An 11,593-nucleotide genomic window follows, 5' to 3' on the forward strand; every position below is an offset into this window, starting at 1 on the left:
CTACTGCCCCAGCCGTTCGAGCAGCACCGGGACGTGCACCTGATCGGATTTGTAGTTGCCGGTCAGCATGTACATCATGATGTTGACGCCGGCGCGCAGCGCATAGATGCGCTGCATCGGATCCGAAGGCACCGTCGGCAATAGCGGGTCGCCATTCTCGTCGACCGCCCAGGCGCCGGCGAAATCATTGGCGGTGATCATGATTGGCGAAACGCCGTCGCCGGTGCGCACCGGGCGGTTCTCGGTGTTGCTGGCTTCGAGCGATGCCTCGACCCAAAGCGGGCTGCCGGCAAAACGGCCAGGAAACTCCGGAAGAATGTAGAAGGATTTGGTCAGCACGTGGTCCGACGGCACCGGTTCCAGCGGTGGCACGTTGAGGTTGCCGAGGATGTCGCGCAGCCGCTCCGTAGCCGGGCTGGTCGAATCCGCACCAATGCCGTTGGCGAACTGGTCACGGGTGTCGAACAAGACCGTTCCGCCCTGCTGCATATAGGCGTCGATGCGGGCGATGGCGGCCTCGCTCGGCATCGGGGCCGAGGGATCGATCGGCCAGTAGATCAGCGGGTAGAAGGACAGTTCGTCCTTCGAGATGTCGACGCCGGCGGGTGCTCCGGGTTCGAGCGCGGTTTTTTCGATAAGAAAGCGGGTCAGCCCTTCGAGCCCGGCGCGGCTGATCGAATCGACACCCGGCTCGCCGGTCAGCACGTAGGCGATCCGGGTCTTTGAAATGTCCCCGATCGCCTCCGTATCTCCCGGTTTGGCGTCGTCGGCACGCGCGACGTCCGCGTGGCCAATCAAGGCGCAGAGCGCAATCAGCAGGACGGCTGCCGTCGCCGCAGCGCCGGCACGGCGCGGCCGGCGCGACAACAGGCCGCCCATCCAGAATACGGCAAGCGTGTCGAGCACCATCAGCACCAGGGCGGCCGTGACAAGCGGACCTTTGAGGTTGCGCTGCTCGTCGAAGGCATACTGGATGGTGGTGACCGGCACCGTGATTTCAGGCCGGGCCAGCGGCGTGAATGCGCTGTCGCCACCGAGCAGATTGTGAGCGAACACTCCTGTCTCGGAGCCGTAGAGGCCGGGCGGGTTTTCCAGCGTCACCGGCAGCGGGCCGGCGCCGGGCACCAGAGGCCTGGCATCCGGCGTCGGCGGCACCAGCGTGCCGTCGGCGGCGATCATGCGATAGGGTGCCAGCGACGTGGCGGCTGCCTCGGCATTGGCGACCGCCGAGCCCTGGTTGCGCGACAATTGCACGATGCGCCGCAGCATCTCGACGAAGCTGCCGGAGATCGGCAGATTGGACCACGTCGCCTCGGGGGTGACGTGGAACAGTACGAGGGTGCCCTTGTCCTTCTTCATCCCGGTCACCAGCGGCGTGCCGTCGGCAAGCGTGGCCCAGGTGCGCTCGACAATGTCGGGCGTCGGCTCGGCCAGCACCTGCCTAGTAACGGTGACCTCGGTGGGCGGCGCGAGGTCGGCGAAGGGACCGGTTTTCGGGAATTCGGTGACCGGCTGCGGCGCCGTCCATGACAGCGCGCCGCCAAGCGATCGCTCGCCGGTGCGCAGCCGGACCGGCAGCAGATCGTCGTCATTGCCGGCAGCGGCCAGCCGCGAACCGGCAAAACGCACCAGTGTGCCGCCCTTGTCGACCCAGTCGACCAGCCTCTGCCGCGCCTGTTCCGGAATGGTGCCGATATCCGCCATGACGATCATCGCCGGTTTCTGGTCGAGCAGTTGCGGAATGGCGTCGGCGAGATCGACGCTCGACGGCTCGACGAGATCGGCGAAGGGCTGCAGGGCGCGGCGGATGTAGTAGAGCGGCGACAGCAGCGGTTGCGCCTGATCGGCCTCGGACTGCGACAGCAGCCCGACGCGGCGGCGCTTTGAGCTCTCATCGAGCACGCGGACGGCACCGGCCTGGCGCTCGCCATCGAGCGCGATGTAGGCGAAGTCGTTGCGCAGTTCGAACGGCACCGCCATCGTGCCGGTCGCGGTGGTTCCGCCCGGGGCAAAGGTAAGCGTCGCGTCGGCAATGCGGCGGCCCTTGTCGTCGAACGCGCCGGCCGTCACCTGTGCAGGTGCCGGGTCGCCCGGTGCGCGGATGGCGGTCAGGGCGAAGCCGTCGACCTGGTTGTCGGCGCCGGTCAGGCCGGTCAGCGACAGCCGGTCGGAGACGGCCCAGACAATACGTGCCGCGTTCTTTGACAACAACGTGTTGAAGGCGGTTTCGTCGCCTTGCGCCGCCAAGCCATCGGCGAGCACTGCGACGCTGGCGCCCGGCAGCGACTCCAGGGCTGACGCGACGCGGGCGTAGACGGCGGGGCGGTCGGTCGGGATCGGCCGCGGCTTTGCCGCGCGCAGCCGGTCGAGCGCGGCAGCGGCATCGAAGGGACCGATCTCGGCATTCGGCTTCTCGGCGGTGAAAGCGATGAGCACCGGCACGCCATTCGAATTGGCATCGGCGATCAGCCGCTCGGCGGTGGCGACCCGCTTGCCCCAGTCGGCGGCACTTGCCCAGTCATTGTCGATCACCAGCGCCAGGGCGGCGCCCTCGGCGGGCAGCTTTTCGCGCGGGTTGAAGACGGGTTCGGCAAGTGCCGCCACGACAAGCGCGGCCATCAGCAGCCTGAGCAGCGTCAGCCACCAAGGGCTCTGCCGCGGCGTTTCTTCGCGCCTCAACACGCGGGCGAGAATCCTGAGCGGCGGAAACACCTCGGTTTGCGGCCTGGGCGGGGTGAGCCGCAGAAGCCACCAGATCACCGGCAGCGCCAGCAGGCCCCACAGCACCATCGGCGCCCCAAAGGAGAGCGGCAGCCAACTCATGCGCGGGCCCTCCCGGCAAAGCTGCCCTCGGCGGTCATCGCCATATGGATGCGCACCAGCGCCTCGGAGGCAAGGCGATCGGTATGATTCACGGTAAAGCTCCAGCCAAGCCGTTTGCACCAGGCGGCCAGTTCCTGGCGGCGGGCGGCATAAAGCAGGCGATAGTCCTCGCCCAGCATTTCGGCACGGCCGGCGGTCAGCTTGTCGCCGGTCTCAGGATCGGTGAATTCGGTGCGCCCGGCATAGGGGAAGCTTTCCTCGGCCGGATCGGCGACCTCGATCAGGTGTGCGCGTACGCCGTGGCGGGCGAGCACGTCCAGCCAGGCCATGGTGTCCTCGACCGGGTCGAGGAAATCGCTGACGAGGACGATGTCGCAGAAGCGGCGAATGCCGGACAGGTCGGGCTTTGCCGGCAGGTCGCCGGCGTGCATCAGTTGCGCCGCGATGCGCTCGGCGCCATTGCGGGCGGTGAACGGGTCGGTCAGGCCGGGCCAGGCAATGCGCTCGCCGCTGCGCGACAAAAGCTCGGCCATGGCCAGCGCCAGCACAAGGGCGCGCGATTCCTTGGAAACGCCGGCTCCGGTCGATTTGTAGAGCATGGAAGGCGAGGGGTCGGCCCACAGCCACACCGTGTGGGCGGCCTCCCATTCACGGTCGCGGACATAGGTGTGGTCGTCGCGGGCGGAACGGCGCCAGTCAATGCGCGAGGAATCGCCTTCGACATAGGGCCGGAACTGCCAGAAATTCTCGCCGATGCCACGCTTGCGGCGGCCGTGCCAGCCGGCAATTACCGTGTTGACGATGCGGCGCGCCTCGACCAGCAGGTCCGGCACCAACGAAGCCCGCAACCGGCCTCTGGCGAGCGCATCGCGCGTCGCTGCCGGTGCCTGCGCTTCACCGATGCGCGCCATCAAATCCCTTTCGCGAGCTTCGCCACGACGTCGCGAACCGTGGTGCCCTCGGCGCGGGCGGCGAAGGTCAGCGCCATGCGGTGCTGCAGCACCGGCTCGGCCAGTGCGCGGACGTCGTCGACCGACGGCGCCAGCCGGCCGTCATAGAGGGCGCGGGCGCGGGTGCACAGCGTCAGCGCCTGACTGGCGCGCGGGCCTGGGCCCCAGGCGACGTGCTTGTCGGTATCGGCGTTGCCCTGGCCGGGACGCGCAGAGCGCACCAGCTTGAGGATCGCCTCGACGACGCTTTCCGGCACCGGCATGCGGCGGATGAGCGTCTGGATGTCCTTCAGCCGCGCCGGCTGCAGCACGTTTTCAGCCTTGGCATCCTCGATACCGGTGGTTTCCAGCAGGATGCGGCGCTCCGCCTCGATCTCGGGGTAGAGGATGTCGACCTGCATCAGGAAGCGGTCGAGCTGTGCCTCGGGCAGCGGATAGGTGCCTTCCTGCTCCAGCGGGTTCTGTGTCGCCAGAACATGGAACGGTGACGGCAAGTCGTGGCGCACGCCGGCAATGGTGACGTGGTATTCCTGCATCGACTGCAGCAGCGCCGACTGGGTACGCGGTGAGGCGCGGTTGATCTCGTCGGCCATCAGCAGTTGCGCGAAGATCGGCCCGGAAATGAAGCGGAACGAACGCTTGCCGAATTCATCCTGCTCCATCACCTCTGAGCCGAGAATGTCGGACGGCATCAGGTCGGGCGTGAACTGGATACGGCGTGAATCGAGGCCGAGCACGATGCCCAGCGTTTCGACCAGCTTGGTCTTGGCTAGGCCGGGCACGCCGACCAGCAGTGCATGGCCGCCGGCCAGCAATGCGACGAGCGTGCGCTCGACGACGCTTTCCTGGCCGAAGATGACCCGGCCGACGCCGTTGCGAACCCTCGAAATGTCGGCCAGCGCTTTCTCGGCCTGCGCCACCATGTCCTTTTCGCTGATCGGGCTTTCCTTGATCATCACGCTCATGCAGCATCGATCCTTCTGGTTGGAAATACCGCTTGGCACAGTGGGTGCCGCAGAATGCCGCGATTCGGCCTCGCAGGGCGCCTGTCTTTGAATTTAAATCACAGACTTAGGCTGACAAGCGGAACAACAGTGACTATTTCGTGACCATGACGGAAGCCGCAGACAATCGTGAAGAGAGCCTGACGGCCGCGACCGAGGCGCGCGGGCTGCAAGCGCTGGTCTCGCGCGCGACGCGCGCCGGCAAGGGGCCGGCGCCGGTGGAACGCTGGAATCCGGCGTTTTGCGGCGATCTCGACATGGAAATCAAGCAGGACGGCACCTGGTTCTATCTGGGAACGCCGATCTGCCGGATGCCGCTGGTGCAGCTTTTTTCCTCGGTGCTGCGTAAGGACGAGGACGGCAGGACCTACCTGGTGACGCCGGTGGAAAAGGTTGGCATCCGCGTCGCCGATGCGCCCTTCATTGCCGTCGAGATGGACGTGTCTGGCGCGGGCGACGGACAAATCATCACCTTTCGCACCAATGTCGGCGACGTGGTCGAGGCTGGGGTGGGACACCCGCTGCGCTTCGTCGATGAGGACGAGACAGGTGGCCTGAAGCCCTATGTGCTGGTGCGCGGGCGGCTGGAGGCGCTGGTGGCACGGCCGGTGATGTACGAGCTGGTCGAGCACGGCGAAGAGATCGACATCAGTGGCAAGACGATGTTTGCCGTCCGTTCCAAAGGCGAGGTCTATCCAATCATGCCGGCTGAGAAACTGAAACGGCTGAGCGCATGATGGACCGCCTATGATGGATCAGGTGACGCAGTTGGCGTTTTCCGCTGCCGAGTTTCGCCAGCGCGTCGCGGCGCAGCCGCTGGCGCATGCCGGCGACGATTTTGGCGACCACCGCTTCAATCCGGGCCATCCCAGGCTGAAGCTGGCCAAGGCGCTGCGCGATGCCGCCGTTCTGATCCCGGTGGTCGACCATGGCCATGAAGCCACGGTCCTTTTGACCAGGCGGGCGGAGAAGCTGCGCAACCATTCGGGGCAGGTTGCTTTCCCCGGTGGCACCGTCGATCCAACCGATGCGAGCCCGGAAGCGGCGGCGTTGCGCGAGACATTCGAGGAGATAGGTCTCGATAGGGATTACATCGAGATCATCGGCCGTCTGCCGGACTACGTTTCCGGCAGCGGCTATCGCATCGCCCCGGTGCTCGGGATTGTGCGGCCCGGTTTCAGCCTGACGCTGAATTCCGACGAAGTCGATGCTGTCTTCGAGGTGCCGCTGGGTTTTCTGATGGACCCCGCCAACCACACCAGAGACAGTCGCATGTGGAACGACCTCGAATGGTTCTTTTACGAGATGCCCTATGGCGGCCAGCGCATCTGGGGCGTCACTGCGGGCATCATCCGAACGCTCTATGAAAGGCTCTATTCGTGAGCAATCCTGTGTCGATTGCTGGCAAGGCCGGCTGGCTCGGCGAAAGCCACTTGCAGCGCCTGCTCGCCGCGCTCACCGACGGCGGCGAGGAGGCGCGTGTCGCCGGCGGTGCGGTGCGCAACGCGCTCATCGGCCAGCCGGTCGCCGACATCGATATCGCCACCACAACGGTCCCCGAGGAAACCATCCGGCGTGCCGAGGCGGCGGGCTTCAAGACGGTGCCGACCGGCATCGAGCATGGGACGGTCACCGCGGTCGCCCAGGGCAAGGCCTACGAGGTCACCACGCTGCGTGCCGATATCGAAACCGACGGCCGGCGCGCCAAAGTGTCGTTCGGCCGCGACTGGAAAGCCGACGCTGAGCGGCGCGATTTCACCATCAATGCACTCTATGCGGAAGCCGATGGAACGGTCGTCGATCTGGTCGGCGGTATCGCCGATATCGAGGCGCGGCGGCTGCGCTTCATCGGCGATCCGGAAGCGCGTATCCGCGAGGATTATCTGCGCATCCTGCGTTTCTTCCGTTTCTTCGCCTGGTATGGCGACGGCAGGCCGGATGCCGAAGGGTTAAAGGCTTGCGCCCGGCTGAAGCAGGGCCTCGACCAGCTCTCGGTCGAGCGCGTCTGGTGGGAATTGAAGAAATTGCTGTCGGCGCCGGATCCCTCGCGGGCGCTGCTGTGGATGCGCCAAGCCGGCGTTCTGACCGCCGTTTTGCCGGAAAGCGAGAAATGGGGCATCGATGCCATTCACGGGCTGACCAAGACGGAGAAGGACCTGGCCTGGGCGCCGGACCCGCTGCTCAGGCTGGAAGCCGTCGTGCCGCCGGATGCCGCGCGCATGAAGACGCTTGCCGAGAGATTGAGGCTTTCCGTGAGCGAGGCAAGCCGTCTGCGGAATTGGGCGATCACGGCTGCCGTCGATCCGAAAACGACCGAAGGAGAGTTGGCGAAAGGGCTTTATTTTGGCGACCGCCAAGGCTTTGTCGATCGGTTGCGGCTGTTGCTTGCTTCCGCTCGAGCCCGCGCAGTCGAAGACAGTGACGCACTGCTCGAAGCCGGCGGCTTCTCGCGCCTGCTTGCCTTCGCCGAAAAATGGCAAAACCCTGTTTTTCCGCTCAAGGGCGCCGATCTGACGACACTTGGCGCGTCACCGGGGCCAAAGCTTGGTGCAACGTTGAAGAACCTCGAAAAGGAATGGGTCGAGTCCGGTTTTGCTCTCGATCGCGGCGCGCTGCTCAAGCGCGCCGCAGAGGCACTCGAATCCTGACCGTCACGCTGCGTCGCGGACCTTTTCGATGCGCGAGCGGATCGCCTCGATCATCGTCTCGCGAATCACCGTCTCGCCATGCGTCTCGCGCAGATGCTCGACGGCACGGCGCATGACCTCAGCCTCCTCCTCGGCGCGTGTGTGCCACTCGCAGCCGGGTACGAGCGACCCGCAATGGAATTCCTTCATCGGCTTCTCCTCATCTCCTCCTTGGAGCACCGCGCACTGACACGGAAGCTCCAGACCTTTGATTGCGCGATCCGGAAACCGCGTCCGGTATCCGGGCTACACGCTGGCCAGGTTAGCATAACACGATCGAATGGTTTTGGTTGCCTTAGAGTGCCGTGCGTCCAAGCCGACACGCGGTGATCGGGTTGCGAAAAGGCGGAGCATCGCTGCTCCGCCCTCTTACGCTACCCAGGAGTAAGACCTCGTCTTGCTCCAGCGGGCAGGACATCACTTCACGATCTTGACTGCCTCGGCAATTTTATCCTTGCCGTTCATATCCCACGTGACGCGGACCTTTTCGCCGACCTTCAGGCCAGGATCCTTGAAGGTCTGGGGCAACGTAAAGGTGGCTCCGTTATCCAGAACCAGGCTCATCGCCGTTCCATCAAAGCTTTTGATCGTGCCGGTGGTGTGCTTGCCCGCAGCGAATGCGGCAGTACCAGAGGCGAGAACGGCAGCGGCGGCTGCAGTCATAATAAGCTTGCGCATGGCATGCTCTCCTGGAAAATGCGGGCACCGCTTGGGAAAGGTGCCCCATTCAATCATGGGCCGTCCGGTCACGTCGGGTCGCGGCTCTCGGGAGTAAAGAACCGCCGGCGTTTCCCGGCCCCACGCGACAAATAGCCCAATCTTTACAATGGTATATTAGACGAAAAAGATATTTTTTGGCACGCCTTGCGCCACATTCGCCGTCAAATTTCGGGGATTTGGACCCGATTGCGGCTCACCTCGTGCTCACCGAGATTTTACGGCCATTTCACTTCTGGCGGCAGGCTGGACAGGATCGAGGCGACATTGCCGCCGGTCTTCAGCCCGAAGATGGTGCCGCGATCGTGAAGCAAGTTGAATTCGACATAACGGCCGCGGCGGATGAGCTGCTCGTCACGGTCGCCATCGGTCCAGTTGTCATTGAAGTTGGCGCGCACGAGATGTCCGTAGACGACGAGAAAAGATCGCCCGACGTCCTGGACGAAGTTGAAATCGGCGTCCCAGCCGCCTTTGTCCTCATCCGAATGCAGCCAGTCGAAGAAGATACCGCCGGTACCGCGTGGCTCGTCGCGGTGCGGCAGGTAGAAGTACTCGTCGCACCAGGCTTTGAATTTCACGTAGTCGGCGATCGCCGCGTTCTTCTCGCAGGCAAATTGCATCGCTCTGTGGAAGGCGATCGTGTCGGGGTCGTCCTGGCTGCGGCGGCGGTCGAGCACCGGTGTCAGGTCGGCGCCGCCGCCGAACCACTGGCGTGAGGTGACGACCATGCGCGTGTTCATATGCACGGCCGGCACGTTGGGGTTCCACGGATGGGCGATGAGCGAAATGCCGCTTGCCCAGAAGGACGGGTCCTCTTCGGCGCCCGGCATCTGCTTCCTGAATTCGGGCGAGAACTCGCCATGGACGGTGGAGGTGTGGACGCCAACCTTCTCGAAGACGCGGCCGTGCATCATCGACATGATGCCGCCGCCGCCCTTGCCGGCATCGCGTTGCCACGGCGTCTTTTCGAAGCGGCCGGGCGACCAGCTGGCCTGCGGCCCCCGCAGGTCCTGCTCGATCTGCTCGAAGCTGGCGCAGATGCGCTCACGCAACGTCTCGAACCACAGCCGTGCCTTCGTCTTCTTCTGTTCGATGTCGGCTGGCAGCCCCGCCGGTATTTCGGGTCGTTGCAAATCCTGTCTCCGGTTGCGGGCGTACCCCGACAAATGACTCGTCTTTTCCGGCCGCGATCCCTAATCTCTTAGGTGCAAGGGTCAAGTGTGAATGGAGGTCTTTCGTGCGCACCCCGGCAAGACCGCCGCTGGATGGCCTGAAGAAGAGGCTCGACCGTTCACGCGCCGAGAACGCGCGCATGCCGCGCGACGGTTTCCTGCGCGAGACCTTCGTGCTGCCGCGTTCCGACGCTCGTCTCAAGGCGAAGGAATGGTTCGAGCGCTTTCCCAAGCAGGCCTATTGGACCGAGATCGAGAGCTGGTTCGAGCGGCCGGGCGACGTCATCGAATTCACGATCAGGCGGCTGCCGGCGGCGGATTAACGCTCGATCAGCAAGCGCCTCGCGCCGGGCCCTCGGATGCTCAGCCGGTCGCCCTTATTCCGCAGCGGGCATTTGTCGATCGACATGCAGCCGCAGCCGATACAGTCGGTCAACCCGTCGCGCAGCTTCTTGAGCTGACTAATCTTCTGGTCGAGCTCGTCGCGCCAAGCCGTCGAAAGCAGGTTCCAATCCTCGCGGGTCGGCGTTCGTCCTTCGGGCAGCGATCGAAGGGCTGTGCCGATCTCGGCCAGCGAAATGCCGACCTCCTGCGCTACCTTGATGATCGTCACACGTCGCAGCACGTCGCGGCCGTAACGCCGTTGGTTGCCTGATGTGCGGTGGCTGCGGATCAGCCCGCGCGCTTCGTAGAAATGCAGCGCCGACACCGCCACGCCACTGCGCGTCGCCACTTGGCCGACCGTCAATTCCGTTGCCGCAGCCATCTCCGATTTTCCGCTTGACCTCAAGTTAAGTTGAGCTTGTAGCGAAGAAGCCTCGAAGATGCAAACGGCAGGGGATGGCGATGGGCGTCTGGATTAGAATGACCGGAGAGGACGCAGTGTTGCGTGAGGACGATGCCTTGGTCGCTGCGGCCGGCGATCGCGTTCACGTCCTAGCGAAGCTGCCGGATCGCCTCGCCCACCACCATCGCAACGGAAAGCGCGACGTTGATGCTGCGCGCCCGGGCTGCATCGGGATGGTCAGGCACGCATCCACCGCCTCGTGGACGGCATCCGGCACGCCTGCGGATTCGCGGCCGAACAGGAGAATGTCGTCGCCGGTAAAGGCGAAATCCGTGTAGGCGGCAGCTGCTTTGGTCGACAGCAGCACGAGCCGCCGCTTGGCAAGCTTGCGCCAGTCCTCGAAGGCGTGCCAGTCGACATGCCGGGTGAGCGCCGCCATTTCGAGGTAGTCCATGCCGGCCCGTTTCAGCGCCCGGTCACCGAGCGGGAAGCCCGCCGGTTCGATGATGTCGACGCCGAGACCGAGGCAAGCGGCGAAGCGCAGGATTGTCCCGGTGTTGCCGGCGATATCAGGCTGGTAGAGCGCGATGCGGAGACGGTCGTTCATTTCCGCGTCTTTCTAATAAGTGGCAGATCAGCCACAGAGCTCTCGCGGTTTTGGAAATTCCTGGACTGGCGGGTGGTCATTTTCTGCGAAGTCGGTTATACGGCCAGCATTGTCAACCCGAACCGATGGAGGGGTAATTCATGATGGCCATGCACATCCACCACCTCTCTCGTGGGCTTACCAGCCCGACGGCGGTTTCGGTACGACGATTCTCCTGACCTTCTAGACTTCTAATCGCACCGATTCCCGCCGAAACCTTTTTCGGCCTTTGAAGGAATCCTGCGATGTTTTTCAAGCTGTGCAAGGGGCTGAACGCCCCGCCTGAACACAATTCGAGCGATGTCACCTTTGCCGCACCGCGCATGCCCGCGGCCTGGGTTGGCTCACCCTTCTATCTGCATCTTCAAGTGGAGGACGGACCGATGTTCGATCCCTGTAGAATACCCGGCTCAAGAAGCCTGCACGAGCGCAAGACTGCGACCTGGGCACTTTTGATCGGCGAGACCCACTCGTCGGCGGTTCACGCCGAGACCCGCCGGCGTCCGCATCGCGGCATGCTGCCGGACGTCGATTTCTCGCGCGCCGTTCCGGACTATAGCCGGCCGTCGCTGGTGCGCCGGATCATCAGGCTGATCCGGCCTGGTGCAAAAACCGGCGCGAAAATCCGGATTGTCAAAACGTCGTCAGCATCGTCAAGCGAGACTGTCGGCGAAAGGCCCGCGACAACCTATATAGCGCGAAGCAGGGCCGGCGAGGCGGACGATACCGTATCGCCGGTCCTTGACGCCATGCGGTCTGGGGACCTCGTCCGTTCGCGTGCCGCGTGAGCGGGAAATTGTGAGCATC

At 64.4% G+C, this 11,593-nt stretch carries 12 protein-coding genes and 1 pseudogene; 5 read left to right on the top strand and 8 right to left on the bottom strand.

The annotated features are described in order from the left end of the window. Genes NKJ13_RS02095 through NKJ13_RS02105 form a run of 3 tightly spaced genes read right to left on the bottom strand, consistent with a single transcriptional unit; the run spans position 1 to position 4,738 of the window. Positions 1 to 2,823: a DUF4159 domain-containing protein gene (locus tag NKJ13_RS02095; RefSeq protein WP_352777012.1), complete on the bottom strand. Its 2,823-nt coding sequence runs from the start codon at positions 2,821 to 2,823 to the stop codon at positions 1 to 3. Further along, positions 2,820 to 3,734, bottom strand: coding sequence for a DUF58 domain-containing protein (locus tag NKJ13_RS02100; protein ID WP_352737722.1), 915 nt, complete (start codon positions 3,732 to 3,734; stop codon positions 2,820 to 2,822). Before NKJ13_RS02100 ends, NKJ13_RS02095 begins: the two co-directional genes overlap by 4 nt. Further along, positions 3,734 to 4,738, bottom strand: coding sequence for an AAA family ATPase (locus tag NKJ13_RS02105; RefSeq protein WP_254819166.1), 1,005 nt, complete (start codon positions 4,736 to 4,738; stop codon positions 3,734 to 3,736). Before NKJ13_RS02105 ends, NKJ13_RS02100 begins: the two co-directional genes overlap by 1 nt. A gap of 146 nt (positions 4,739 to 4,884) precedes the next feature. Here NKJ13_RS02105 and NKJ13_RS02110 point away from each other — a divergent pair, with 146 nt between their 5' ends. Genes NKJ13_RS02110 through NKJ13_RS02120 form a run of 3 tightly spaced genes read left to right on the top strand, consistent with a single transcriptional unit; the run spans position 4,885 to position 7,425 of the window. Beyond that, on the top strand, positions 4,885 to 5,514 hold the full coding sequence (locus NKJ13_RS02110; protein WP_352737760.1) for a DUF1285 domain-containing protein: 630 nt from the start codon (positions 4,885 to 4,887) through the stop codon (positions 5,512 to 5,514). A 13-nt stretch (positions 5,515 to 5,527) separates the two neighbouring features. Continuing rightward, positions 5,528 to 6,160, top strand: coding sequence for a CoA pyrophosphatase (locus tag NKJ13_RS02115; RefSeq protein WP_352687909.1), 633 nt, complete (start codon positions 5,528 to 5,530; stop codon positions 6,158 to 6,160). Then, positions 6,157 to 7,425 carry a CCA tRNA nucleotidyltransferase gene (locus NKJ13_RS02120; RefSeq protein ID WP_352737723.1) on the top strand — a complete coding sequence of 423 codons (1,269 nt, stop codon included), beginning with the start codon at positions 6,157 to 6,159 and terminating at the stop codon, positions 7,423 to 7,425. The genes NKJ13_RS02115 and NKJ13_RS02120 overlap by 4 nt, the downstream gene beginning before the upstream one ends. Before the next feature lie 3 nt (positions 7,426 to 7,428). Here the strand turns inward: NKJ13_RS02120 and NKJ13_RS02125 are convergent, their stop codons facing one another. The 3 genes from NKJ13_RS02125 to hemF form a co-directional block, all read right to left on the bottom strand. Further along, positions 7,429 to 7,614 carry a DUF1059 domain-containing protein gene (locus tag NKJ13_RS02125; protein ID WP_023679490.1) on the bottom strand — a complete coding sequence of 62 codons (186 nt, stop codon included), beginning with the start codon at positions 7,612 to 7,614 and terminating at the stop codon, positions 7,429 to 7,431. A 267-nt stretch (positions 7,615 to 7,881) separates the two neighbouring features. Continuing rightward, positions 7,882 to 8,142 carry a DUF1344 domain-containing protein gene (locus NKJ13_RS02130; protein WP_352737724.1) on the bottom strand — a complete coding sequence of 87 codons (261 nt, stop codon included), beginning with the start codon at positions 8,140 to 8,142 and terminating at the stop codon, positions 7,882 to 7,884. Between the two features lie 257 nt (positions 8,143 to 8,399). Continuing rightward, a complete protein-coding gene (gene hemF, locus NKJ13_RS02135; protein ID WP_352737725.1) occupies positions 8,400 to 9,314 on the bottom strand; it encodes an oxygen-dependent coproporphyrinogen oxidase in 915 nt (304 codons plus the stop codon). A gap of 104 nt (positions 9,315 to 9,418) precedes the next feature. On the opposite strand from hemF, the gene NKJ13_RS02140 reads away from it, so the two are divergent. Next, the gene (locus NKJ13_RS02140; protein ID WP_023679487.1) at positions 9,419 to 9,676 is read left to right on the top strand and encodes a hypothetical protein; all 258 of its coding nucleotides are present in this window, start codon (positions 9,419 to 9,421) and stop codon (positions 9,674 to 9,676) included. Here the strand turns inward: NKJ13_RS02140 and soxR are convergent. Together soxR and NKJ13_RS02150 are read right to left on the bottom strand one after the other, a co-directional pair. Continuing rightward, complete coding sequence (gene soxR / locus NKJ13_RS02145; RefSeq protein ID WP_352704087.1) at positions 9,673 to 10,119, bottom strand: redox-sensitive transcriptional activator SoxR; 447 nt, start codon at positions 10,117 to 10,119, stop codon at positions 9,673 to 9,675. The genes NKJ13_RS02140 and soxR overlap by 4 nt on opposite strands. A gap of 170 nt (positions 10,120 to 10,289) precedes the next feature. Continuing rightward, positions 10,290 to 10,747, bottom strand: a pseudogene (locus tag NKJ13_RS02150) (tRNA (cytidine(34)-2'-O)-methyltransferase). A 284-nt stretch (positions 10,748 to 11,031) separates the two neighbouring features. Between NKJ13_RS02150 and NKJ13_RS02155 the strand changes: the two are divergent. Further along, a complete protein-coding gene (locus tag NKJ13_RS02155) occupies positions 11,032 to 11,574 on the top strand; it encodes a hypothetical protein (protein ID WP_352737726.1) in 543 nt (180 codons plus the stop codon). The last annotated feature ends 19 nt before the right edge of the window (positions 11,575 to 11,593 follow it).

Origin of the sequence: Mesorhizobium sp. M0174, assembly GCF_040322275.1 — a bacterium.
Taxonomy (GTDB): Bacteria; Pseudomonadota; Alphaproteobacteria; order Rhizobiales; family Rhizobiaceae; genus Mesorhizobium.